Origin of the sequence: Streptomyces sp. NBC_00385 (assembly GCF_035917155.1) — a bacterium.
Lineage (GTDB): Bacteria > Actinomycetota > Actinomycetes > Streptomycetales > Streptomycetaceae > Streptomyces > Streptomyces poriferorum.
On the sequence record NZ_CP107951.1, the window covers coordinates 5,319,450 to 5,342,694 of the forward strand.

Annotated in this window: 26 protein-coding genes; 18 read left to right on the top strand and 8 right to left on the bottom strand. The window is 71.1% G+C overall.

The annotated features are described in order from the left end of the window. Positions 1-197: 197 nt before the first annotated feature. The 3 genes from OG959_RS23800 to OG959_RS23810 are packed head-to-tail and all read left to right on the top strand — an operon-like array spanning position 198 to position 3,075. Positions 198-1,337: a 5-(carboxyamino)imidazole ribonucleotide synthase gene (locus OG959_RS23800; RefSeq protein ID WP_326661509.1), complete on the top strand. Its 1,140-nt coding sequence runs from the start codon at positions 198-200 to the stop codon at positions 1,335-1,337. Then, the gene (purE, locus tag OG959_RS23805; protein WP_219570819.1) at positions 1,334-1,873 is read left to right on the top strand and encodes a 5-(carboxyamino)imidazole ribonucleotide mutase; all 540 of its coding nucleotides are present in this window, start codon (positions 1,334-1,336) and stop codon (positions 1,871-1,873) included. The genes OG959_RS23800 and purE overlap by 4 nt, the downstream gene beginning before the upstream one ends. 5 nt (positions 1,874-1,878) lie before the next feature. Beyond that, the gene (locus tag OG959_RS23810) at positions 1,879-3,075 is read left to right on the top strand and encodes a dipeptidase (protein WP_326661513.1); all 1,197 of its coding nucleotides are present in this window, start codon (positions 1,879-1,881) and stop codon (positions 3,073-3,075) included. Positions 3,076-3,099: 24 nt separating this feature from the next. On the opposite strand, the gene OG959_RS23815 is transcribed toward OG959_RS23810, so the two are convergent. Next, positions 3,100-3,459, bottom strand: a complete 360-nt coding sequence (locus OG959_RS23815) for a VOC family protein (RefSeq protein ID WP_326661515.1) — start codon at positions 3,457-3,459, stop codon at positions 3,100-3,102. A gap of 101 nt (positions 3,460-3,560) precedes the next feature. Between OG959_RS23815 and OG959_RS23820 the strand changes: the two genes are divergently transcribed. Further along, a complete protein-coding gene (locus OG959_RS23820) occupies positions 3,561-4,073 on the top strand; it encodes a CGNR zinc finger domain-containing protein (protein WP_326661516.1) in 513 nt (170 codons plus the stop codon). Positions 4,074-4,088: 15 nt separating this feature from the next. Here OG959_RS23820 and OG959_RS23825 read toward each other — a convergent pair whose 3' ends face one another. Beyond that, positions 4,089-5,432: a UDP-glucose dehydrogenase family protein gene (locus tag OG959_RS23825; protein WP_326661518.1), complete on the bottom strand. Its 1,344-nt coding sequence runs from the start codon at positions 5,430-5,432 to the stop codon at positions 4,089-4,091. A 174-nt stretch (positions 5,433-5,606) separates the two neighbouring features. On the opposite strand from OG959_RS23825, the gene OG959_RS23830 reads away from it, so the two are divergent. After that, a complete protein-coding gene (locus OG959_RS23830) occupies positions 5,607-6,764 on the top strand; it encodes an acyl-CoA dehydrogenase family protein (protein ID WP_326666577.1) in 1,158 nt (385 codons plus the stop codon). 88 nt (positions 6,765-6,852) lie between these two features. On the opposite strand, the gene OG959_RS23835 is transcribed toward OG959_RS23830, so the two are convergent. Beyond that, positions 6,853-7,572, bottom strand: coding sequence for a tellurium resistance protein TerA (locus OG959_RS23835; RefSeq protein WP_326661520.1), 720 nt, complete (start codon positions 7,570-7,572; stop codon positions 6,853-6,855). 199 nt (positions 7,573-7,771) lie between these two features. On the opposite strand from OG959_RS23835, the gene OG959_RS23840 reads away from it, so the two are divergent. The 5 genes from OG959_RS23840 to OG959_RS23860 are packed head-to-tail and all read left to right on the top strand — an operon-like array spanning position 7,772 to position 12,349. Then, entirely contained in the window at positions 7,772-9,040 is a 1,269-nt protein-coding gene (locus tag OG959_RS23840; RefSeq protein WP_326661521.1) for a methyl-accepting chemotaxis protein, read from the top strand. Further along, complete coding sequence (locus tag OG959_RS23845; protein WP_326661522.1) at positions 9,037-9,516, top strand: hypothetical protein; 480 nt, start codon at positions 9,037-9,039, stop codon at positions 9,514-9,516. The genes OG959_RS23840 and OG959_RS23845 overlap by 4 nt, the downstream gene beginning before the upstream one ends. A gap of 25 nt (positions 9,517-9,541) precedes the next feature. Beyond that, positions 9,542-10,207, top strand: a complete 666-nt coding sequence (locus OG959_RS23850; protein ID WP_326661523.1) for a vWA domain-containing protein — start codon at positions 9,542-9,544, stop codon at positions 10,205-10,207. A 7-nt stretch (positions 10,208-10,214) separates the two neighbouring features. Beyond that, the gene (locus OG959_RS23855) at positions 10,215-11,405 is read left to right on the top strand and encodes a protein phosphatase 2C domain-containing protein (RefSeq protein WP_326661524.1); all 1,191 of its coding nucleotides are present in this window, start codon (positions 10,215-10,217) and stop codon (positions 11,403-11,405) included. Beyond that, a complete protein-coding gene (locus tag OG959_RS23860; RefSeq protein WP_326661526.1) occupies positions 11,402-12,349 on the top strand; it encodes a hypothetical protein in 948 nt (315 codons plus the stop codon). Before OG959_RS23855 ends, OG959_RS23860 begins: the two co-directional genes overlap by 4 nt. A 72-nt stretch (positions 12,350-12,421) precedes the next feature. Here OG959_RS23860 and OG959_RS23865 read toward each other — a convergent pair whose 3' ends face one another. From OG959_RS23865 to OG959_RS23875, 3 genes are read right to left on the bottom strand one after another with little or no spacing between them, the layout of a single operon-like run. Further along, complete coding sequence (locus tag OG959_RS23865; RefSeq protein ID WP_326661527.1) at positions 12,422-13,093, bottom strand: DNA alkylation repair protein; 672 nt, start codon at positions 13,091-13,093, stop codon at positions 12,422-12,424. Between the two features lie 60 nt (positions 13,094-13,153). Beyond that, the gene (locus OG959_RS23870) at positions 13,154-13,741 is read right to left on the bottom strand and encodes a Uma2 family endonuclease (RefSeq protein WP_326661529.1); all 588 of its coding nucleotides are present in this window, start codon (positions 13,739-13,741) and stop codon (positions 13,154-13,156) included. Between the two features lie 52 nt (positions 13,742-13,793). Beyond that, positions 13,794-14,741: a helix-turn-helix domain-containing protein gene (locus OG959_RS23875; protein WP_326661531.1), complete on the bottom strand. Its 948-nt coding sequence runs from the start codon at positions 14,739-14,741 to the stop codon at positions 13,794-13,796. A gap of 399 nt (positions 14,742-15,140) precedes the next feature. Here OG959_RS23875 and OG959_RS23880 point away from each other — a divergent pair, with 399 nt between their 5' ends. The 7 genes from OG959_RS23880 (at position 15,141) to OG959_RS23910 (ending at position 19,573) form a co-directional block, all read left to right on the top strand. Continuing rightward, the gene (locus tag OG959_RS23880; RefSeq protein WP_326661533.1) at positions 15,141-16,019 is read left to right on the top strand and encodes a helix-turn-helix domain-containing protein; all 879 of its coding nucleotides are present in this window, start codon (positions 15,141-15,143) and stop codon (positions 16,017-16,019) included. Continuing rightward, positions 16,016-16,225, top strand: coding sequence for a DUF397 domain-containing protein (locus OG959_RS23885; RefSeq protein ID WP_326661535.1), 210 nt, complete (start codon positions 16,016-16,018; stop codon positions 16,223-16,225). The genes OG959_RS23880 and OG959_RS23885 overlap by 4 nt, the downstream gene beginning before the upstream one ends. A gap of 8 nt (positions 16,226-16,233) precedes the next feature. Beyond that, a complete protein-coding gene (locus OG959_RS23890; RefSeq protein ID WP_326661537.1) occupies positions 16,234-16,689 on the top strand; it encodes a hypothetical protein in 456 nt (151 codons plus the stop codon). A gap of 170 nt (positions 16,690-16,859) precedes the next feature. Next, positions 16,860-17,531: an enoyl-CoA hydratase-related protein gene (locus tag OG959_RS23895; RefSeq protein WP_326661539.1), complete on the top strand. Its 672-nt coding sequence runs from the start codon at positions 16,860-16,862 to the stop codon at positions 17,529-17,531. 229 nt (positions 17,532-17,760) lie between these two features. Beyond that, positions 17,761-18,216 (top strand): hypothetical protein, encoded by a 456-nt coding sequence (locus OG959_RS23900; RefSeq protein ID WP_326661541.1) that lies wholly within the window; start codon positions 17,761-17,763, stop codon positions 18,214-18,216. A 77-nt stretch (positions 18,217-18,293) separates the two neighbouring features. After that, positions 18,294-18,770, top strand: a complete 477-nt coding sequence (locus tag OG959_RS23905) for a hypothetical protein (protein ID WP_326661543.1) — start codon at positions 18,294-18,296, stop codon at positions 18,768-18,770. Next, positions 18,767-19,573, top strand: a complete 807-nt coding sequence (locus OG959_RS23910; protein WP_326661545.1) for a class I SAM-dependent methyltransferase — start codon at positions 18,767-18,769, stop codon at positions 19,571-19,573. The genes OG959_RS23905 and OG959_RS23910 overlap by 4 nt, the downstream gene beginning before the upstream one ends. A 66-nt stretch (positions 19,574-19,639) precedes the next feature. Here OG959_RS23910 and OG959_RS23915 read toward each other — a convergent pair whose 3' ends face one another. Continuing rightward, on the bottom strand, positions 19,640-20,935 hold the full coding sequence (locus OG959_RS23915; protein ID WP_326661547.1) for an LCP family protein: 1,296 nt from the start codon (positions 20,933-20,935) through the stop codon (positions 19,640-19,642). Between the two features lie 140 nt (positions 20,936-21,075). Between OG959_RS23915 and OG959_RS23920 the strand changes: the two genes are divergently transcribed. Further along, entirely contained in the window at positions 21,076-21,624 is a 549-nt protein-coding gene (locus tag OG959_RS23920) for an acyl-CoA thioesterase (protein ID WP_326661549.1), read from the top strand. Between the two features lie 18 nt (positions 21,625-21,642). Here OG959_RS23920 and OG959_RS23925 read toward each other — a convergent pair whose 3' ends face one another. Continuing rightward, positions 21,643-23,109, bottom strand: a complete 1,467-nt coding sequence (locus tag OG959_RS23925; protein WP_442805614.1) for an LCP family protein — start codon at positions 23,107-23,109, stop codon at positions 21,643-21,645. Positions 23,110-23,245: the final 136 nt, after the last annotated feature.

The window sequence follows — 23,245 nt, forward strand, 5'->3', positions numbered from 1 at the left end:
ATCGCTCAGCCCGTCTGTCGGTTCGTCTTCAGGTTCCGTCAACCCAGCCATGCTAACCAGGTGGCCCGTCGGCCGCCTGTGAGTACGGGGACAGGTGTGGCACGCCGCGACACCCGGAGTCTCCTCCCCGGTCCGGTGGGAGCCGCCGCCCGGGGGCATCGTCCGGTGCTCCCGGAGGGTGCGGATACCCTGGAGGAGTGACGTTCCCGGTAGTCGGCATGGTCGGTGGCGGTCAGCTCGCCCGTATGACCCACGAGGCGGGCATCCCCCTCGGCATCAAGTTCAAGCTCCTCAGTGACACCGCTCAGGACTCGGCGGCCCAGGTGGTCAGCGAGGTCGTCGTCGGCGACTATCGCGACCTGGAGACGCTGCGCGCCTTCGCGCGCGGCTGTGACGTGATCACCTTCGATCACGAGCACGTGCCCACCGAGCATCTGCGGGCCCTGGAGGCAGACGGCATCCCCGTGCGCCCCGGCCCCGACGCGCTGGTGCACGCCCAGGACAAGGGGGTGATGCGCGCGAAGCTCACCGAGATCGGCGCGCCCTGCCCCCGCCACCGCATCGTGAAGGACCCGGCCGACGCCGCGGCCTTCGCCGAAGAGGTGGGCGGCTTCCCGGTCATCCTCAAGACCGTGCGCGGCGGCTACGACGGCAAGGGCGTCTGGGTGGTCCGCTCCGAGGCGGACGCGGCCGACCCCTTCCGGGCCGGTGTCCCGGTCCTCGCCGAGGAGAAGGTCGACTTCGTACGGGAGCTGGCGGCCAACATCGTCCGCTCGCCGCACGGCCAGGCCGTCGCCTACCCGGTCGTCGAGTCGGTCCAGGTCGACGGCGTCTGCGACACGGTCATCGCCCCGGCCCCCGAGCTGGACGAGCGGCTCGCCGGAGAGGCTCAGCAGCTCGCCCTGCGCATCGCCGCCGAGCTCGGTGTCGTCGGTCACCTCGCCGTCGAGCTCTTCGAGACCCGCGACGGGCAGATCCTCGTCAACGAACTGGCGATGCGCCCGCACAACTCCGGGCACTGGACCCAGGACGGCGCGATCACCTCGCAGTTCGCCAACCACGTCCGGGCCGTCCTGGACCTTCCGCTCGGCGACCCGCGCCCCCGCGCCACCTGGACGGTCATGTCCAACGTGCTGGGCGGCGACTTCCCGGACATGTACCAGGCGTACCTGCACTGCATGGCCCGCGACCCGCAGCTCAAGATCCACATGTACGGCAAGGACGTGAAGCCCGGCCGCAAGGTCGGACACGTCAACACCTACGGCGACGATCTGGCGGACGTGCGCGAGCGCGCCCGGCACGCGGCCGACTACCTGCGAGGAACGATCACCGAATGACTTCCCCCGCCTCCACCGCGCCGGTCGTCGGCATCGTCATGGGCTCGGACTCCGACTGGCCCGTCATGGAAGCGGCGGCCAAGGCGCTCGACGAGTTCGAGATCCCGTACGAGGTCGACGTCGTCTCCGCCCACCGCATGCCGCGCGAGATGATCGCGTACGGCGAGGAGGCCGCCGGCCGCGGCCTCCGGGCGATCATCGCCGGAGCGGGCGGCGCGGCCCACCTGCCCGGCATGCTCGCCTCCGTCACCCCGCTGCCCGTCATCGGCGTGCCGGTCCCGCTGAAGTACCTGGACGGCATGGACAGCCTCATGTCCATCGTGCAGATGCCCGCCGGCATCCCGGTCGCCACCGTCTCCATCGCGGGTGCGCGCAACGCCGGCCTGCTGGCCGTCCGCATCCTCGCCGCGCACGACGCCGAGCTGCAGGCCCGCATGACCGAGTTCCTCTCGGACCTGAACGACCAGGCCACCGAGAAGGGCAAGCGTCTGCGCAGCAAGGTCGGGAACCCCGACACCTTCGGTTTCGGAAAGTAGGAACCGTGACGGACCGACTGGACCGAGCACGGGAACTCCTCGCCGAGTACCCCGTCGTCGACGGCCACAACGACCTGCCGTGGGCGCTGCGCGAACAGGTCGGCTACGACCTGGACGCCCGCGACATCGCCACCGACCAGTCGGCCCACCTGCACACCGACATCCCCCGGCTGCGCGCCGGGGGAGTCGGAGCCCAGTTCTGGTCCGTCTACGTACGGTCCGACATGGCGGGCGACGACGCCGTCAGCGCCACCCTGGAACAGATCGACGCCGTCGCCGAACTGCTGGAGCGCCACCCCGCCGACCTGCGCCGCGCCCTGACGGCCGACGACATGGAGACGGCCCGCTCCGAGGGCCGGATCGCGTCGCTGATGGGGGCCGAGGGCGGCCACTCCATCCACAACTCGCTGGGCACCCTGCGCGCCCTGCACACCCTCGGCGTCCGCTACATGACGCTGACCCACAACGACAACATCGCCTGGGCGGACTCGGCGACGGACACCCCGGGAGTCGGCGGCCTCTCGCCCTTCGGCCATGAGGTCGTACGGGAGATGAACCGCACCGGCATGCTGGTGGACCTCTCGCACGTCGCGGCGACGACCATGCGCGACGCGCTCGGCACCTCGACCGCGCCGGTGATCTTCTCGCACTCCTCGGCGCGGGCGATCTGCGACCACCCGCGCAACATCCCCGACGACGTCCTCGCGCAGCTCCCGGCCAACGGGGGCATCGCCATGGCGACCTTCGTACCGAAGTTCGTGCTGCCGGAGGCCGTCGCCTGGACGAAGTCCGCCGACGAGAACATGCGCGCCAAGGGTCTGCACCACCTGGACACCACCGAGCGCGGGATGAAGATCCATGCCGCGTTCGAGGCGGCGAACCCCCGCCCGATGGCGACCGTGGCCACGATCGCCGACCACCTCGACCACATGCGCGAGGTCGCCGGGATCGACCACATCGGCATCGGCGGCGACTACGACGGCACCGCGTTCCTCCCGCGGGGCCTCGAGGACGTCGCCGGCTACCCGAACCTGATCGCGGAGCTCCTGGGCCGCGGCTGGTCCACCGCCGACCTCGCCAGGCTCACCTGGCAGAACGCGGTACGGGTGCTGCGCGCCGCCGAGGACGTGGCCCGGGACCTGCGCACCCGCCGCGGCCCGTCCCACGCCACCATCGAGCAGCTGGACGCCCCGGCGGCCTGAGCCACCGGGACCGCGGGACAGCCCTCAGCAGGCGCAGAGACAGAACGGGTGCCCCGCCGGATCGGCGTACACCCGGAAGGTCCGCTGCCGGTCCTCCGCGTCGAGCACCGTCGCACCCAGCGCCAGCACCTCCTTCTCCGCCGCGTCCAGATCCTCCACGGTCAGATCCAGATGGAACTGCTGCGAGGCGTCCGGGCGCGGCCACCGAGGCGCTACGAAACCGGGCGCGGCCTGGAAGGCGAGCGGCGCGCCGGTGACACCGGTGAGGTCCACCCAGTCCTCCTGCTGCTCGGCCTTTCCGCCGAGCAGCGCGGCGTAGAAACCGGCCAGGGCGACGGGATCCGGGCAGTCCAGGACGACGGAACCCAGCTTGGCTACAGCCATGACGTTTCCTCCTCGGGCAGATGCGGACACGCGTTACCGGTAAAGAGGCTCAACCGGTCACCGTTACTGCATGCTCCCGCAAGAGAGGTAACGTCGCAACCATGAATGAGAGGGACTCGGCGCCCGGCGGACTCGCGCTGGTCGAAGCCCTGGTCAACACCCTGAACGTCGAGACCGGCGCGGACACCCTCGACACGGCCGCCGGGTGTGCCGCACTCGTGATCGCCGAGCCGGACGTCCCGGCGGCCCGCACCCTCCGCGAGGCCCTGCGCACCCTCTGTCTCGCCCACGCGGGCCACCGCCCGCCCGAAGCCGCCTCGGCGTCGCTGCTCGACGCTCTGCTCGCGGACGCGCCCCTGCGCGTCACCGTGGACGCGGACGGCGCGGCTTCGCTGCGCCCCGTGGAGGAGCCGCCCGGGCTGACCGCCCGGGTCGCCGTGGCCGTCGCCGCCGCGTCGGCCGACGGCACCTGGGCCCGGCTCAAGGTGTGCGAGGCGGCGGACTGCCGCTGGGCGTACTACGACCGCAGCCCGGCGGGGCGCCGCCGCTGGTGCTCGATGTCGGTGTGCGGCGCCCGCGCGAAGATGCGCACGTACCGCGCGAGGCGCGGCTGAAAGAACTGCGGGCCCTCAGGCCTTCGGCCGTCCCATCGCCCGGTACGTCCACCCGGCCCCGCGCCACACCGCCGGGTCCAGGGCGTTGCGCCCGTCCAGGATGATGCGGCGGCCGACGGCCTCGCCCAGCGTCTCCGGGTCCAGCTCGCGGAACTCGCGCCACTCGGTGAGGTGCAGCACGACATCCGCGCCGCGCACGGCGTCGAGCGCGGTGTCGGCGTACGCAAGGGTGGGGAAGAGCCGCCGGGCGTTGTCCATGCCCTTGGGGTCGAAGACCGTGACCTGGCCGCCCTGGAGGTGGATCTGTCCGGCCACGTTCAGCGCCGGTGAGTCGCGTACGTCGTCCGAGTCCGGCTTGAACGTCGCGCCCAGGACGGCGACCCGCTTGCCGAGGAACGAGTCCCCGCCGACGGCCTCCCGGGCCAGCTCCACCATGTGGCCGCGACGGCGCATGTTGATGGAGTCGACCTCGCGGAGGAAGGTCAGCGCCTGGTCGGCACCCAGCTCACCGGCGCGTGCCATGAAGGCGCGGATGTCCTTGGGGAGGCAGCCGCCGCCGAAGCCGATGCCGGCCCGCAGGAACTTCTTCCCGATGCGCTCGTCGTGGCCGATCGCCTCGGCCAGCTTCACCACGTCGCCGTCGGCGGCCTCGCAGACCTCGGCCATGGCGTTGATGAACGAGATCTTGGTGGCGAGGAAGGAGTTGGCGGAGGTCTTCACCAGCTCGGCGGTCGGGAAGTCCGTCACCACGAACGGCGACCCCTCCGCGAGCGGCCCGGCGTACACCTCGCGCAGCAGCTTCTCGGCGCGCTCGCTCTCCACGCCGACGACGATCCGGTCCGGGTGCAGCGTGTCGTTGACGGCGAAGCCCTCGCGCAGGAACTCCGGGTTCCAGGCCAGCTCGGCCCCCTCGCCCACGGGCGCGAGCTCGGCGAGCCGGGCCGCGAGCCGGGCCGCGGAACCGACCGGCACGGTGGACTTGCCGACGACCAGGGCGGGCCGGGTCAGCAGCGGGGCCAGCGAGTCGAAGGCGCTCTCGACGTAGCTCATGTCGCACGCGTACTCGCCGTGCTTCTGCGGCGTATTGGTGCAGACGAAATGCACATCGCCGAATTCCGCCACCTCTTCCCACGAGGTGGTGAAGCGCAGCCGCCCGCTGGATCCGTCGATACCCGCGACGTGCTTCTTCAGGATCTCTTCCAGCCCCGGCTCGTACATCGGGACCCGGCCGGCGGACAGCATCTCGATCTTCTCGGGCACGATATCGAGCCCCAGGACCTCGAAGCCCAGTTCCGCCATGGCCGCGGCGTGGGTGGCGCCGAGATAGCCGGTGCCGATCACAGTGATCCTGAGGGCCATGTAGTGCTCCTGTGAGATGCGGACAGACGTGCGGTGAACGAGCATAGTCCTGCCTTTGAAACGTCCCATTCCGGCTGTCGTGAAGCTCACGGCCCCAGCACGTATGCCTGTGCCGGGGAAGGCGCCTAAAATTGGGTTACTTAACGGTAGTTAGCATCATGGGGAGTGAGCGTCTTGGCGGGTTCGACCGATTTCGACCTGTACCGTCCGGCCGAGGAGCACGACATGCTCCGTGAGACGGTGCGTGCGCTCGCCGAGGCGAAGATCGCCCCGTTCGCGGCCGCGGTCGACGAGGAGGCCCGCTTCCCGCAGGAGGCGCTGGACGCCCTCACCGCCGCCGACCTGCACGCGGTCCACGTCCCGGAGGAGTACGGCGGCGCCGGCGCCGACGCGCTCGCCACGGTCATCGTGATCGAGGAGGTGGCCCGCGCCTGCGTCTCCTCCTCCCTCATCCCGGCCGTGAACAAGCTCGGCTCGCTCCCGGTGATCCTCTCCGGCTCCGAGGACCTCAAGAAGAAGTACCTGGGCCCGCTCGCCAAGGGCGACGCGATGTTCTCGTACGCCCTCTCCGAGCCGGACGCGGGCTCCGACGCCGCCGGCATGAAGACCAAGGCCGTCCGCGACGGCGACTTCTGGGTCCTCAACGGCGTGAAGCGCTGGATCACCAACGCGGGCGTCTCCGAGTACTACACGGTCATGGCGGTCACCGACCCGGCCAAGCGCTCCAAGGGCATCTCCGCCTTCGTCGTCGAGAAGTCGGACGAGGGCGTCTCCTTCGGCGCCCCGGAGAAGAAGCTCGGCATCAAGGGCTCCCCGACCCGTGAGGTCTACTTCGACAACGTCCGCATCCCCGCCGACCGCATGATCGGCGAGGAGGGAACCGGCTTCGCCACCGCGATGAAGACCCTGGACCACACCCGCATCACGATCGCGGCCCAGGCGCTCGGCGTCGCCCAGGGCGCCCTCGACTACGCCAAGGGCTACGTCCAGGAGCGCAAGCAGTTCGGCAAGCCGATCGGCGACTTCCAGGGCGTGCAGTTCATGCTCGCCGACATGGCCATGAAGCTGGAGGCGGCCCGCCAGCTCACCTACTCGGCCGCCGCCAAGTCCGAGCGCCTCGACTCCGACCTCACGTTCTTCGGCGCCGCGGCCAAGTGCTTCGCCTCCGACGTCGCGATGGAGATCACCACGGACGCGGTCCAGCTGCTCGGCGGCTACGGCTACACGCGGGACTACCCGGTGGAGCGCATGATGCGCGACGCGAAGATCACCCAGATCTACGAGGGCACGAACCAGGTCCAGCGGATCGTGATGGCCCGCAACCTGCCGTAACGGCGCCCCGCACCCGCGCACCGACACGGCACGGCGCCCCGCACCCGGACCTTTCCGGTGGCGGGGCGCATTGCTGTCCGTACGGCCGTCAGCGCGCCCGGCCCGGACCTCCGCGCCGCGGGTCCACCGGCCGACGGGGTGGCTTTTCCCCCATGGTCCACTCGACCCCGAAGCCGTACGCCCGGTCGATCTGCTCGTGGGGTGACACCTCCGGATGGCCGGGGAACCAGCGGACCTCCCGGCGGACCCGGAAGCCGGTCGGGTCCGGGGTGACGAGGGCGATGGCGCAGGCGATCGACCCCGCGGGGGACTCGTCGAGCAGGATCCGGCGGCCCGGGTCGCCCGGCGCGGTGACCGTCGCCGTCGCGCCGAGGCGGCGGAAGTCGGCGGCGCCCTCGTAGAGGTACACGAAGAACAGCAGCCGGTCGAAGAGCGCGCGGTGCTGCGGGTTCACCCGGAGCGTCTCGCCGTCGGACGATTCCCCCGTCCGGTCGTCCTGGTCGAGGGCGACGTACGGCCAGGCGGTGAGCGACCCGTAGTCGTCGCCCAGGGCCTGCACCACCTGGACCCTGCCGTCCCGGAACGCGACGAGGCAGCACAGGTTCACATCGGCGCCCGGGCCCGGGAGCCAGTTGAGATTGGCCTGAAGCGCACCCCTTCCGCCGAACCGGCCGTCCGGCGCGGCCCGCGTCAGCTCGGCCGGACGTCGATCGCCGCCGGTCGTGGGCGCCGGTACGGGCCCTGTCCGGGAACCACCGGCCGGGCCACCCAGCCGGATCACGCCACGCGGTCTGTCATCGGTACCCATGAGGCCCCCCAGTGCCAGGTGTTCCGTCGGGACGAGGCTCTGGATTGTATGTCTGAGCCCACGAGCCCTGCGGTACGCTCTGCGCCCACGGAGGTACTGCACGTGAGTGCCGCTGTGCGGGGGGCGGGCGTTTCGTGATCGCTGGGGAGCGAGAGACGCGAAGTGGGGAGTCCCCTGAGTTTCTCTCAGAGGGATGGGCATGTCCGTAAGCGCGTTGATGGACCGTCAGGATATTGCGCGGAAGATCCGGGAGCTCGTCTCCGAGCCCGGGCTCGCTCCCAGGAAATCCGAACTCTCCGCACTGGCCGATGCGTTCACCGGCACCACGCAGGATCTGGACCCGTGGGCCGACCTGGACCTGCTGCACGCGTACGCCCGGCCGGAGAGCGTCGGCCCCGTGGGCGCCGGCGCCGAGGAGCACCGGGCGTGGTCCTGGCTGGAGGCGCTGCTCGGGGCGCTGGTCTTCGTGCCGCTCATGATGACGTGGTACGGCCTGACGCAGGCGTCCAGCGCCTACCAGGCCCTGACGGGTGCCGACCCGAAGGCCGCTTCCAGGCCCTTCCTCCAGCTGTGGCAGTCTGGCTTCGAGGGCCATCTCACCGGTGCGTTCACCTTCGGCCATGTCGCGATGGGGGCGACGTCCGCGATCGCGCTGCTCTTCGCGCTCGTGCTGGTCCACGGCCTGCGCAAGTCCTCCGTCACCCGCCGCGAGGAGAGCGCCCAGCGCGACGCGGAGCAGCTGCGCAGGCGCCTCGTTCCCGTACTGACGCGCGCTCAACTCGTGCTGAACACCCACCGTCTGTCGTCGCCGGTACGGTTCGCCGCCGAGCTCACCGAGGCAGCCGCCACGCTGACCCGTCTCGGCAATCGCGCGGCCAAGGCGCAGAAGGACCTCTCGGCCGCGGCGGTCGTGGTGGGCGGTGCGGTGGAGAAGGCCGAGGGCCGCCTCGCCGGGATCGACAGCTCGGTACGTCCGCTGGAGGACGCGGCGGACCGCATCGCGGAGGCCGTCCGGGACGGTGGCAAGCAGGTCGAGTCCGCGGTGAGCGGCAGCGGCGTCATGGTGCGCAAGGCGCTGGAGGACGTCCGGGATGTCAGCGGCGCCGTGCGGGACGTCCTCGACTCGGCCGGTGACCGCGTCGAGGACTCGGTCAACACGCTGGCCGCGTCCCAGCGTTCGTTCACCACCGGCATCGAGGTGGCGTCCGATGTCTCCGCGCAGGTGCTGACCCGGCTCGGTGACGTCGCCGAGGAGTCGGCCCGTGGTGTCGCGGCGTCGCAGGACGTCGTACGCAGACTGGCGGACCAGGCGGGAGCGCTGCACGACGTGGCGGAGCGGTTCGGCGGACTCGTGGACGCGCTGCGGACCGTGCCGGCGCCGGCCGACCGGCGGGGCCGGACCGCGGTCCGGCTGGAGAAGGCACCCCAGCCCGAGGACGCCGTCCCGCCGCGCGGAAGCGCACGATGAGGGCGCCCCGCTTCAACCCGCTGCACCTGGCGGGATGGCTCTTCGCCGACATGCTGCTGGTGCTCGCCCTGGTGGCGATGGGAGACCGGGGTGACCCGCTGGCCGCCGAGGCGGCGGCGAAGCCCGCGGCCTCGGCCAAGCCGAAACCCTCGGCGACACCGAAACCCAAGGGCCCGCGCGCGGTGCGGAACAAGCCGGTGACGGTGTCCATCGACGCCGCTCCGGGGGACCGCCGGCGCATCGAGCAGCGGCTGCGCGCCGCGACGGCCGCCTACCGGGGCCGTCAGGCCGCGTTCGTCCTCACCTTCGGACGCCATGCGGATCCGGGGGCCGGCGGAGCGTACGCCCACGAGGTCAACTCCCTTCTGGCGAAGGCACGTCCGGACATGTTCGAGGGAGCCACCACGCGCGACTTCTGGAAGGGCGGGTCCTCTTCGGGCCACGCCGACATCGAGATCTACTTCTACACCTACTGACCGGCACCACCGGAGGTACGAGACCGTGCAGATCCTTCCGTTCTACCTGCTCTGTGACGAGTCGGGCTCGATGTCCGGCGGACCGATAGACGCCATCAACAACGCGCTCCCCGAGCTGCACCACGAGATCAGCACCAATCCGACGGTCGCCGACAAGACCCGGTTCTGCCTGATCGGGTTCTCGGACAACGCCACCGTGCTGCAGCCGCTCGTCGACCTGAGCGACATCGACCAGGTCCCGGCGCTGGCGGCCGGCGGCCTGACGTCGTACGGCGACGCCTTCCGCACACTGCTGCGGTGCATCGAGTCCGACGTGGCCGCCCTCAAGGGCCAGGGGCACGAGGTCTACCGCCCGGTGGCCTTCTTCCTCTCCGACGGGATCCCCACGGACCACGGCTGGGAGCAGGCGCACAAGGAACTGGAACAGTCCCGCTTCTGCCCGAAGATCATCGCGTTCGGCATCGGTGACGCCGAGGAGGCCACGATCGGTCAGGTGGCCAACTTCCGGGCCTTCATGCAGAAGGACGCGATGGTGTCACCGGCCCAGGCGCTGCGCGAGTTCGCCTCCAGCCTCACCCGTTCCATCGTGCGGTCGGCGAGCAGCATCTCCGTCGACGGCGGGTCCGGGTTCACGCTGGCGGTCGACGAGACGGTGCCGGGCTTCTCGACCGTGTCCCTCGACAAGCTCTGAGGACGGGATGATGCAGCAGCAGGGGATGGGCGGGGCGGCGACCGGGTCCGGCGAGGCCGGGGGCAGCGACGACCCGTTGCGGGACACGTGGAGTTCGGTCGAGGCGGTGGTGTCGACGGGGCACCAGCAGCCGCCGCAGCAGCCACCGCAGCACCTGCCCGGTCCGCTGCCGCCCCAGCAGCCCCATGCCGCGGCCCCTCCGAGCGCCGCGCTCGCCCCCGCCCCCCTTCCGGCTCCCGCGCCGGAGCCCGGTCCGGTGGCATCGCACGCGACTCCGCAGCCGGTTCCGCAGCTCGGGGACCCGCCGCACAGCGGGAAGCGGCCTCCCAGCTACGCCCCGGTCCCGCAAGGTCTGCGCAGCGCGGGCGAGGACCCGGCCGCGGCGGTCCTGCCCGACATCGTGGTGGACGGTGCGGCCTACGGCCCGCTGACCGTCCGGGCCGCCTCCGTGCGCGGGGACTCCCACCGCTATCTGGGCGAGCCCCGTCAGGACGCGCTGTGCGTCACCCGGATCGGCGGGCCGGACAGCGGGGAACTCCTGCTGCTCGCGGTCGCCGACGGCGTCGGGTCGGCCGCCCGCTCCCACGTCGGCTCCAACGAGGTGTGCCGGCACGCGGCCGTGTACCTGGACCGGGTGGCGGGGGACCTGCTCGGCGCCCTGCGCTCCGACGACCTGCCCGCCTTCACCGCACTGGCGAACGAGGCGGTCGGCAGCATCGCCGTGCTCCTCGCCGATCTGGCCCATCGGGAGGGGCAGCACCGGCCGGAGGCGTACGCGACCACGCTGCGGATCCTGCTGGTGCCGCTCGATCCCGCTGTCCGCACCCGCGGGTACATGGCCGTGGGTGACGGCGGAACGGCCCTGCTGCGGTCCGGGGCATGGCAGCTCGACGTCACGCAGGAGGAGGACCCGGAGGCGTCGGGCATGATCGACACCCGTACCGCCGCGTTGCCGCTCGCCCGTACCGCGGTCACGCGGCTTCTCGGTCCCGCGGCGCCGGGCGATGTCCTCGTGCTCAGTACGGACGGACTGTCCACACCGCTGTCGGGGGACCAGGGCATGCGCGACTTCCTGAGCGGGGCGTGGGGGGCCGGCACGGTGCCGGGACCCGCCGACTTCCTGTGGCAGAGCCAGTTCCGGGTCAAGTCGTACGACGACGACCGGAGCGTCGTCGTGCTGTGGGAGTGCCCCGCGTGAGCGTGCACGACGGCCTGGACGTCCCGTACGACTCCCTGAAGGTGTTCGACAAGATCGGCGACGGCGGACAGGGGGAGGTCCACGCGATCGGCGGCCCCGGCGCGCTCCTCTACAAGAGCTACCGGGAGCCGCGCAAGGTCGACGGTGCGGCTCTGGCCGCGCTCGTCTCGCTGCGGCAGGCCCTGGGCCCGGCCGACCGCGACCGGCTCGACCGCGAGGCGGCATGGCCGCTGTGCAGGGTGGTGGACGGCGCCGGGGTCACCGGCTTCCTCATGCACCGGGCGCCCGAGGCCATGACCTGGACGACGGTGAAGGGCGAGAGCAAGCTCGTCGAGCTCTCCTACGCGCTGCGGCCCCCGAAGGCCGCGTGGCAGGCGGTCCAGCAGCCCTCGCCGGCCGAACGGTACGCGCTGGCCGTGGCGTTGGTGACCCACTTCGAGTGGCTGCACGCGATGGGCCTGGTGATCGGGGACCTCTCCCAGGCCAACATCCTGTGGACCGTACGCCCTGCCCCTGCCGCATACCTCCTGGACTGCGACGGCATCCGGCTCTCCGGGCAGCGCCCGGTGCTGGAGCAGGCGGACACACCCGACTGGCACGACCCCCTCGCCCCGCCGGGGACCGTCTCGGTCGACAGCGACCGCTACAAGGCGGCCCTGGTCATCGGCCGCGTACTGGCCCAGAACGCCTATGTCTCGCCCGGCAAACCGCTGATCCCGGTGCCGGGTGTGCTGGACGACCGGCGGGAGTCGGCGGTGGGGCGGCTCTGGCAGCAGGCGAACGGGCCCTGCGGCACCCGTCCCGACATGGGGCAGTGGCGCACCGCGCTGGCCGGCCGCGACGTGATCAGACTGATCGCCGCCCGTCCGGCCCCGCGCCCGGCGATCGACCGCTCGAAGTTCGACGGCGAGCGCCGACGGGGCACGATCAACTTCCGGGACTGACGGGACTGACGGGACTGACGGGGCTCACGGAGACGGGTGCGCGGACCCGCTCCCGTTCTGTCCCGTGCCGCCCTACGCGCCCTCGCGCCGCCGTACCAGCTCCGCGATCCAGACGGGCGCGAACGGAGACGTGCAGCCCGGGGACGTCGGGTAGTCCTTGAGCACTTCCAGCCGCTCGCCGATGCCGATCGCCCGGGCGCGGTGCTCGGGGTGCTCGATCCCGATCTGGGCCAGGCAGTGGTTCATCGCCCACTGCAGGCGGTCCGGGGCGTCCTTCATCTGCGCCTCGATGACATTCAGCAGCCCCGCGAGATCGAGGCCCTCGGGCTTCTTCGCCACGCGCTCGGTGGTCAGCGCCCAGCCGGCACTGGCGACGACCGGATCCGGATCGGCGGACCAGGAGAGGCGCAACTCCTCGGCGTGCGGGCTCTTCTTCACGACGTAGTTCACGAGCCAGTCGTGCACCTTGGGTGCCCGGGCCTCGCGCAGCATGGCGTCCAGCTCGTCACGCCCGAACGCCTTCGGGCGGCAGATCAGGAGCGCCAGCAGCCGCGCCGCGGTGTCGCCCGTCGCCCAGAGCTCGACCGCGAGCTCCTGCTGGGTCTTCAGCCGCTTCGCGAGCGCGCGCAGCTTGCCGAGGTTCGCCCCGTGGTCGTCGCCGTGCTTCTCGTTGACCGCGCGCGCCTTGGGGTCATCGAGCGCGGCCAGCTCGGCCCTCACCTCGGCCACTGTCGTTCCGGCCACCGGAGCCTCCCGTTCCTCGCGTACGGGATTCAGCGTACGACGCGGGTCGGACACCCGGCGTTATGCGTAACGGGGCAGGTCGGTCGTCGGGATCGTCCACTCGGCGATGGTGACGTCCTCGCCGTAGACGAAGTCCTTGCGGGTGGCATAGCGAGGACCCTGCGGCGTCGGGTGAATGTCGGACAGGACGGCACCCGTACCCGTGCGTGGGTCGAAGACGGCGTAGACGGGGATGCCGAGCAGCGGGTAGTCACGCATCTTGCTCACCCAGTCGTTGTCCGGGTTCGACTGCGAGACGACCTCGACGGCGGCGATGAGTGTGCGGGGATCGAAGGAGCCCTGTCCCTCCATGTCGGCCTCGGCGATCACCATGACGTCCGGATGGCGCATGATGCCCGCCGGTTCCTCCTCGACGTCCGGCGTCCCCGTGTGCGCGACGATGTCGTCCGGCATGAGCTTCTCCAGGCGACGGCTCACCCGGGCCGTGGTCAGCTCGTGGGGGCGCCCCGGGGCCATCATGTCGTGCACGATCCCTTCCTTGGTGATCTCAAGCTTTCCGGGAACGCTGTCCTGCATCTGCTCGACGATCTCGCGCATGGCCCTGTAGCGGGCGGAGTCCCGCGGTGCATCGTCCGAGGCGATGGGCATGGCGTGCGCTCCTCGTCTGTGCCCGGAGGCAAGGGGGGTCGTCACGTTCATGCTAGGCGGCCTGTCGGAGATCGGTTCGGCAGTCGCCGCAGTGGCCGGGGTCGGTGGCGCGGAAGGCGCGGTCGCAGGTGTCGCAGTTCTGGAGCGGGATGACGATGACCTTGCGGCGGGGTGGGGGCGCGAGGTCTGCGGTGCCGGGGAGTGGGGGCGGGATGAGTGTGGTGATGCGGTGGCGGACGAACCTTGCCGGGTGTTTGACGGGGAGGGGGAGTTGGTCGGTGAGGGCGTGGCGGATGGTGTCGGGGTGGGTGTCGCGTTCGAGCCAGGCGGCTACGCCGGGGGCGAGCGCTGGGATGTCCTCTTCTTTGAGGGTGAGTTGGGGTGCGTGGCGGCGTAGGTCGGCGAGGACGGCTGCCGCCGCCTGCATCAGCTGCGCGGTGGGTGCGTGCGGTCGGGGGAGGGGTGGGGGCGGTGTCCTGGGGGCGGTGGGTGCGGGTACGCGGATGGGGGCGGCGGGCGCTGGTGCGGGTGCCGGTGCGGGCTCTGGGGCCGTCGTCTGCTCGGGTGCGGGCCTGGTCGGCCGCTGCGGCTTTCGCTGGGGCGTGGTGACCGGGGGTGCGTCGGCTCCCGGGCGGTTGTACGAGACCGTGCGGGTGACGACGCGGCCGCTGGGGAGGCGTACGCGGCTGCGGTGGAGGTAGCCCTCGGCTTCGAGTTCGTGGAGGGCGGCGGTGATGCGGGCTTCGCTCTCGGGGAAGCGGTCGGTGAGGACCTTGATGCCGACCTTGGCCCCGGCGGGCAGGGACTGGATGTGGACGGCTAGCCCGATCGCGATGAGGGAGAGCTCGTGGTGCTGGGCGAGGTGGTTGCCGATGATCACGAAGCCGGAGACGTGGCGGGTGTTGACGTGGATGACGCCGGAGGTCGGCGTGACGTCGGGAAGGGTGCCGGGGGAACCGGGCTGGGCGCACGGGGGCGCGATAACCTGCGGGATAGCCATCGGGAAGCTTCTTCTTCCTCGTGGTCAGGCCCCTGCTCGGGATTCTCAGTCCCGGCCGGGGCCGTCTCAGTTCTGTGGTTGTCGCGGCGAGCATATGCCAGCCAACCCGCCTCGAATCCAGCCCAGTTGCGCAGGTTCACTCGCGCGAGTGACGCAGGTCAGGACGGGGGTGGGGTTGGGTTTGGTGGGGTTATTTCCCTGAGTTCTTTAAAAGCCTTTAGACGTCGTGGGCAGCCGGGTCGCGGGCAACCGGGTCGTGGCCGCGTAGGTCGTGGGCATCCGCGACCCGGTGGCAGTTGTCCGGGACGTGTCCGGCGCTGTCCCGGTTGTCCGGAGTGACGCGCGGGCAACGGATTCCGTTGAGGAAAGAACGGCACGCACGTCGGAAGTGGGGCACGCATGACCGTGGTTGGCGACGGTACGGAGCAGGGCGACGGCGGGGCGGACGAGCCCGGCTGGGAGGTCGACCCCGATGACGAGTCGGGCGCCGCAGTGGTCGCCGCGGTGGGACGCCAGATCAGAGCGTGGCGTGAGTCGGCGGGCCTGCGGGCCGGGGAGCTCGGGGCCGCGATCGGGTACGGGGAGGACCTGGTCTACAAGGTGGAGGGCGGGCGGCGGATTCCTCGGCCGGAGTTCCTGGACCGGACGGACGAGGTGGTTGGCGCGGGCGGCAAGCTGGCCGCGATGAAGCGGGATGTGGCGGAGGTCCGGTACCCGAAGAAGGTGCGGGAGCTGGCGAAGCTGGAAGCCAAAGCCGTTCAGGTGGAGGCGTATCACCACCACAACATCAACGGACTCCTGCAGACCGAGGACCATATGCGGGCCCTGTTCGCGTCTTGGCTTCCGGCGTACACGCTGGAAGAGATGGAGCGCGTGATGGCCGCACGCATGGCCCGGCGGTCCATCTTCGACCGCGACCCGCTCCCGTCGCTCAGCTTCGTCCAGGAGGAGGTGACGCTGCGCCGTCCCGTCGGCGGCGCGGCGGCGCGGCGTGCGCAGCTCGAACGCCTCCTGGAGGTAGGGCGGTTGCGTAACGTGTCGATCCAGGTGATGCCGACCCACCGTGAGGAACATCCGGGCACGGGCGGGCTGATCGAGGTGCTGAAGTTCCCCGACGGCAGTGCGGTGGGCCGTTCCGAGGGCGCGTTCAGTGGCCGGCCGGTCTCCGATCCGAGGCAGCTCAGGATCCTTGAGTTGCGCTATGGGATGATCCGGGCCCAGGCCCTCTCGCCCAGGGAGTCACTGGCCTTCATCGAGCAACTGCTGGGAGAGTCATGATCGACAAGCCCTCTGCCGTGGACGCGGCCGAGCCGTCGTGGTTCAGGAGCAGCTACAGCAGTAGCGGTGACGGCAACGACTGCGTCGAGGTCGCCGCCGCCGCTCACACCGTCCACGTCCGCGACTCCAAGCGCTCCCAAGGCCCCCGCCTAGCCTGCGACCCGGCCGCCTGGGCGGCCTTCGTCGCATACGCGGCGCAGGGCTGAGCCGCCGCATGGGGCATCCTCATCTGCCCAGCACCGAGACCGCCGTCGCCGCGGTCCGTGAGGTCGCGGGCGCGTACAGCCTGGAGATGACCGTCACCGACGACATCGGTGCCGACCAGACCTCCCGCCGCACCTCCGCCGGGGCGTTCGCCGTGCTCGACGCCGACGGCTCGCTGCCGCACGAGGCCTTCATCGAGCTGGGCGGGGCGCCCGCCGTCACCGTTCAGGTCTTTCCCGAGGACGACGCGAAGATCACCGTCGACGGGGTGGAGTTCGAGGACGTCCCCCGGGACTCCGTGCCCGCGTTCCTCCGGTCCGTGTACGGCGGCATCGCGTACGTGAAGGGGAGGTTCTTCCCGCCCGGCCAGTGGCTCGTCGTCCCGCTGCCCGGAGACGAGACGTACAAGGAACTCGTCCCGCGCGCGATGCTCAGCCCCTGGCTGGCCCGCAACTTCCGCGGCTGAGCGCGGCGCTCCGAGGACTTCGGCGGGTAAACGATCACGGCTGTCCCTCTTGCCGGGCTATGCCCCAACCCATAAGTTACCGACAGGTAGTCCACCGGGGGCGGACCGGCCTCTCGCCCCGGTCGCAGCCCGCAGCCACTTCACCCGCCAGCCGGCTCGAAGGAGTCCCCATGCCCTCGCTCGACCGCCACGACAACGTTTTCGTCCTCGATCTCGGGGACGGGGAGAACCGTTTCCACCCCGACTGGCTCACCGCCGTCGGCGCCGCGCTCGACGAGGTGGAGAAGACGGAGGGCCCCCGTGCTCTGGTCACCGCCGCGACCGGCAAGTTCTACTCCAACGGGCTCGACCTGGACTGGCTGTTCGCCCACGCCGACCAGCACCAGGACTACGTAGTCTCGGTCCACGAGCTCCTCGCCCGGATGCTGTCGCTGCCCGTCATCACGGTGGCCGCACTGCAGGGTCACACCTTCGCCGCCGGCGCGATGTTCTCCCTCGCTCACGACTTCCGCGTCATGCGGGCCGACCGTGGCTACTGGTGCCTGCCCGAAGCGGACATCAACATCCCCTTCACCCCCGGCATGGCCGCCCTCATCCAGGCCCGGCTGGCCCCGCAGGCCGCGCACCAGGCCATGCTCACCGCCCACCGCTACGGCGGGTCCGAGGCCGCGGCGGCCGGCATCGTCGACCGGGCGGTCAGCGAGGACGCCGTGCGCTCCACGGCGATCGAGTTCGCGCAGGCGCAGGTGAACAAGGCCGGTGACACCGTCGGCACCATCAAGGCCCGCATGTACGCGCCGGCCCTGGCCACCCTGCGCGACACCACCGACCCCCTCGGCTGAGTCGCTGCCGTAGAAACTCACGGGCAGTCAGTTCTCCTCTGTGCATGAACGGTTGACGCACCCCTACAATCCTGCGGTGATCACGCCGAACGGCGTGAGCCGAAAGGACCGGCGAGTTGACCACGTACATACCGGGGCACAGACCCCGGCCGGACCACCGACCCGCTCATGTGCCCGTGGAGGCCCGAAGACGGCCTGCGCGGTACAACCGTCGGGCGGCACCGTGCCGTTGAGCGACGACAGACGACGGGTCGCGACGGTGGCCGACATCCCCGTACCGCTGGCGAAACTGCTCTGGCGGCAGCACACCGTCTACCGCGAACGCGACGGCACCGTGGTGATCAGGGGCGAGGACGCCGGCCGTTGGATCAGCCTCGCGTCCCACGGGCGCGGCCGGGTGAGGGTCCGGGCCGGACGCATCCTGGACGGCGGTACGACCGCCCCGGCGCGCGCCGAGACCACGGTTCCCCTGGACGGCGACATCGCCCGTCTGGCGGCCTGCTGCCGGGGCCTGCTGGCCGAGACGGCCGGCGCGAGGGCCACGGAGACGCCGGCGCCCCCACCTACGCGGAACGCCCGGCCGCGGCAGGGCGCCCGGAAGGCCGGGCGCAGGCGGGGTGCGACCGTCCTGGTGTGTGCCGCCGCCGTCGTCGTGGGGCTGATCGCCGCCTCCGTGTTCGGCTGAACCGGGCGACGGGCGGCGTGGACGACCGCCCGGTCCGGACGAGGGCTTCCCGCCCCCGTGGCGTACCTTGCCTGTCCATGACGGACATCGACAAGCTCACCGGCCTGTTCGAGGCGCTGGGCGCCGACGACGCCTCGGGCTGGGCCGAGTCGGAGGCCGAGGAGAACATCCCTCAGCTGGCCCGGTACCGCTTCCTGCGCATGGTCTGGCAGGACATCGACGCATGGAGCTCGGCGGCTCCCGACTGGATTGCGGCCTACCGCAAGGAAGGTCTGGCGAGCGGAGCCGTCGAGCGGGCGGTGCGGCTCGGGCTGACGCCCGGTGAACTGGGTGAGATAGCCCGGGAGGTGGCGAAGGAGACCGCGTTCGGCCTGCTCTACGGGCTGGCGGACCCGGCTGACGGCGATCTTCCGCCCGAGGACGAGGCGCAGTTGCCCGGCTGGTGTCTGGCCGAACTGTCGCCGGAAGGAGAGCCGACGGGACGGATCCTGGACGCGCTCCACGAGGACCTGGACGAAGTCGAGCCGCAGGGCCCGGCCGGAGGTGTCGCATGACCGCGTTCGACGTGAGTGAGCGGCGGATCTGGGACGGGCGCGCCGACAGTTACGCCCGGACCTTCGGCCGGCTCTGTGCCCACACGGTGCCCGCCCTGCTGGACGCGGCGTCCACCGCGGCCGGAACCCGTCTGCTCGACGTGGGGTGCGGCAGCGGCAGCGTGACGGTGGCAGGAGTGGGGCGGGGCGCCGTCGTACGGGCCGTGGACGCCGAACCCGGCATGGTCGCGGCCACCCGGCGGGCGGCGCCCGGAGTCGACGTACGCATCGGCTCGCTGCCCCAGCTTCCTTACCCCGACAGCGAGTTCGACGCAGTCGTGGCGAACTTCGTGCTCAACCACGTCGGGCGCCCGCTGGACGCCCTGGTCGAACTGCGCCGGATCACCCGCCCCGGCGGCCGGATCGCCGTCACGGTCTGGCAGACGCCGAACGCTCCGGGCCAGGCGCTGATCGGCCGGGCCGCAGCGGCCGCCGGTCTGACCCGGCCCGGCTGGCTGGCCACGGTCGACGAGGAACACGACTTCCCGCGCACCCCGGCGGGGCTGGGCGCCCTGCTGACGGCGGCCGGACTCGGGGACGTACAGGGCGCATCGCTGTCCTGGGACCACCGGACCGGCGCCGAGGACTGGTGGGCCGGACCCGCCTCCGGGGTCGCCGCGATCGGACAACTGGTCAACAGCCGCGGGCCCGAGGGGGTGGCCGCCGCGAAGCGGGAGTACGACGCGATGTGCAAGGAATTCGAGGGCGAGGACGGGCTGTTGGCACTGCCGCACGTGGCGGTGCTCGCCCACGGGAAGGTGTAGGGGCAGGCACGGCGAAGGGCCCGGACGGTCGCACCGTCCGGGCCCTTCCCTGCGCGATGTACGCGGTCAGCTGCCGGTGACCGTGACCTTCTCGTCGTTGTTGAGCTGCTCGACCAGCTGCTTGACCTTGGCCTTGTCCCAGACCAGGTTGCCGCCGCTGGAGCCGGAGATCGGGATGTTCAGCGACGCCCCGTCACCGCCCGTGACGCCCTTCATGGCGAAGAACATCTGGCTCAGGGACCACAGCGACATGTCCTTGTCCACGATGAGGGTGTCGAGACCGGCACCCATCGTCGGGTACAGCTTGAACGGGTTGAGGATCGTCGACGGCGTCGCCGTCTGGCTCGCCAGCGCCGCGAGGAACTTCTGCTGGTTCTTCGTACGGTCCAGGTCCGAGGTGAAGGCGTGCCGGGTCCGGACGAAGGCGAGGGCCTGCTGGCCGTCGAGCGTCTGCTTGCCGGCTTCGAAGTCGGCGCCGGAGTACTTGTCCTTGAACGCCTTGGGGATGTCCAGCTCCACGCCGCCGATCGCGTCCACGATCTTCGCGAAGCCGCCGAAGCCGATCTCGACGTAGTGGTCGATGTGCAGCCCGGTGTTGAACTCGACGGTACGGACGAGGAGCTCGGGGCCGTCCTCGGCGTACGCGGCGTTCAGCTTCGTCGTGCGGCCCGTGCCGGCGAACTTCTTGCCGGACTCCGATCCGACGAACGAGGGGATCTCGACGTTCGAGTCACGGGGCAGCGAGACCAGCGTCGGGCCGTTGGAGCCGTCGTGCAGGATCATCATCGAGTCGGTCCGCTTGCCCTCGGCGGAACCGGTGTGGAGCCGCTTCTTGTCCTCGGACGTCATGCCCTCGCGGCTGTCCGACCCGACGATCAGGTAGTTCGTGCCGTCGCCCGCCTCCGGCCGCTCGATGACCTTGGAGAGGTCGACCTCGCGCTTCAGCTTGGAGTCGGCCCAGAAGTACGTGCCGACCGAGACGGCGAGGATCACGACCACCAGACTCAGTGCGCCGATCTTGATCCGGCGGCGCCAGTCGGGCGCCGCCCCCGGGCGGCCCTGGACGTATCCGCCGTCGCCGGGCCCACCGCCGTGACCGCCACCGCCGCGGCCACCCTGGCCGCCGCCGTAGACCTGTCCCGTGTTGTAGCCGCTGTCGTACTCGGGGGCGTCGCCGTAGCCGCCGGGCTGCTGCGGTACCTGCGGCTGCCTCGACGGCGCGGGGCGCTGCTGGGGCGGGGCGGGGCGGCGCTGGACATGCGGCATCGAGCGGGCGCTCTCGGGCCGGTTGCTCGCGCTTCCCTGCCCGTAGCGGTTTCCGCTGCGGTCGTCGTCGGTCCAGCCCTCGGGCCAATCGTTCATACGATCCAGTGTGCAGGTCCGGGCCACCGCTCTTACAGGGTGTGAGAGAAATCGGACCAGGGCTGTTGCGAAGCTGATGCATTGCGACGCGCTCCCGGCCCCCGCATATGACCCCATGGTGCCCGCATAAGGTGGAGGGCATGACAGATCAGGCCCTGCGCCCGGAGGGCGACATTCCGGGCAAGCCCACCGCGGCCTCCCGGACCACCCTCAGCCACATCATGACCGGCAGTGACACGAATCTGCTGGGTACGGTGCACGGCGGCGTGATCATGAAACTGGTCGACGACGCGGCGGGCGCGGTGGCCGGCCGGCACTCCGGCGGGCCCGCGGTGACCGCCTCGATGGACGAGATGGTCTTCCTTGAGCCGGTCCGCGTCGGTGACCTTGTTCACGTCCGCGCCCAGGTGAACTGGACCGGCCGCTCCTCCATGGAGGTCGGCGTCCGCGTCATGGCCGAGCGGTGGAACGAGTCGACCCCGGCCTCGCAGGTCGGCAGCGCGTACCTGGTGTTCGCCGCGGTCGACGCGGACGGCAGGCCGCGCCGGGTACCGCCCGTGATCCCGGAGACGGAGCGCGACAACCGGCGCTACCAGGAGGCGCAGATCCGGCGCACCCACCGCCTCGCCCGCCGCCGCGCGATCAAGGAACTGCGCGAGAAGCGCGCGGCCGACGGCATCGAGGACTGAACGGAACCGGGCAGGCCCTTACGGGCAGACCACCTCGTCGCCCTTCACCGCGCCGAACCTGCCCGGATCGGGCTCCTCGGCCCGGACCCGCTCGACCTTCCCGTAATCCGCGCCCGCCGTCACCTTCATCGTGCCGCCCTGCCCCTTCACGGCCTTCAGCTCGGCCCCCGGCAGCGCCGCCGCCAGGGACTTCGCGGACCGGTCCCAGCGCGGGTCGTACGTGACCAGGGTGTGCTTCACGTCGCGCTGCGGTGCGGTGAGCGGGGCGCGGGTGGTGTTGAAGCCCGTGGCGTGCAGAGCGGCGTCGACCGTGGAGCCGAGACCGTCCTTGAGGGTCCCGTTGTAGACCTGGACCCGGATCTGCTTCGGCGGGACGTCGACCTTCTTCGCCGGCGCCTGCTTGGGCCGTGCGACGGTCAGCGGCTTGTCGTCCCGCAGCGCCTGGAACAGCTGCTTCGACTTCTTCGGATCCCACTTGACCGTCGAGCCGATGCCCTTGACCTGGTAAGCGACGTCCCCCATCGGTACCGAGGTGAACTCCGACGAGGCGGCGGAGAAGCCCCGCATCGCCTGGCCCAGCTCCAGCATCTGCTCCGTACCGAAGCCCTTGTCGGCCCGGACCGACTTCAGCATCGTCGAGGCGACCTCACGGAACTTCACCGGGTTCAGCAGCACCCCGCTGCTCGTCGCCTGCTTGATCAGCGAGGCCATGAACTTCTGCTGGCGCTGCATCCGGCCCAGGTCGGCGGCGCCGTCGATGTGCCGGGAGCGTACGTACTGGAGCGCCTGGCCGCCGTCCAGCTCATGGGTGCCGGCCGCGAGATCGAGACCGGTGTAGGAGTCCTTCATCGGCCGGGCGGTGCAGATCTTCACGCCGCCGAGGGTGTCGACCGTCGTCATGAAGCTGGTGAAGTCGACCTCCAGATAGTGGTCGATCTTGACGCTCGTCATGTGCTCGACCGTCCGCACGGTCAGATTCGGCCCGCCCTCGGCGTACGCGGCGTTCAGCTTCACCGGGTGGGCCGCGTGCTCCTTGCCCGTCGTCGCGTCCCGGTGCCCGGGAATCTCGGCGTAGCTGTCGCGCGGCAGGCTGACGACGCTGGCACGCTCCTTGTCCGCGGACAGGTGCACCAGCATGATCGTGTCGGTGCAGTGGCAGGGTGCGCCGCCCAGCCGGTACTTCTTCTTCTCGGCCGCGGTGATCTTGTCGCGGCCGTCGGTGCCGACCAGCAGCAGATTCATGCCGTTGCCGCCCGCGGGCCGGTTCTTCATGTCCTTGAACGGGTCGATCCGGTCGATCCCGGACTCCAGGTTGGTCACCACGGCGTGGCCGATGCCGCCCGCGCCCAGCACGAGGACGGAGAGCGTGGTCGCCACCCGCATGCCCCAGCGCGGTCTCTCGTCCTGCCTCCTCCTGGCCCGTCTGGGCTGCGGGGGAGCGGCGCGGGGCCTCGGCGGACGGGGGGAGCGGTGCGGCGTGGGCACGGGGGGACACCTCCGCGGTGCAAGGGGGACCGTTCGCACGGTAGGCCCATACGATCTCCATCCCGGGCAGCAGGCCGGCGGCGCGCGCCGCTGTCCCCCATTCGCGGTAACGTGGCGGCCGAATAACGCCGCCTGG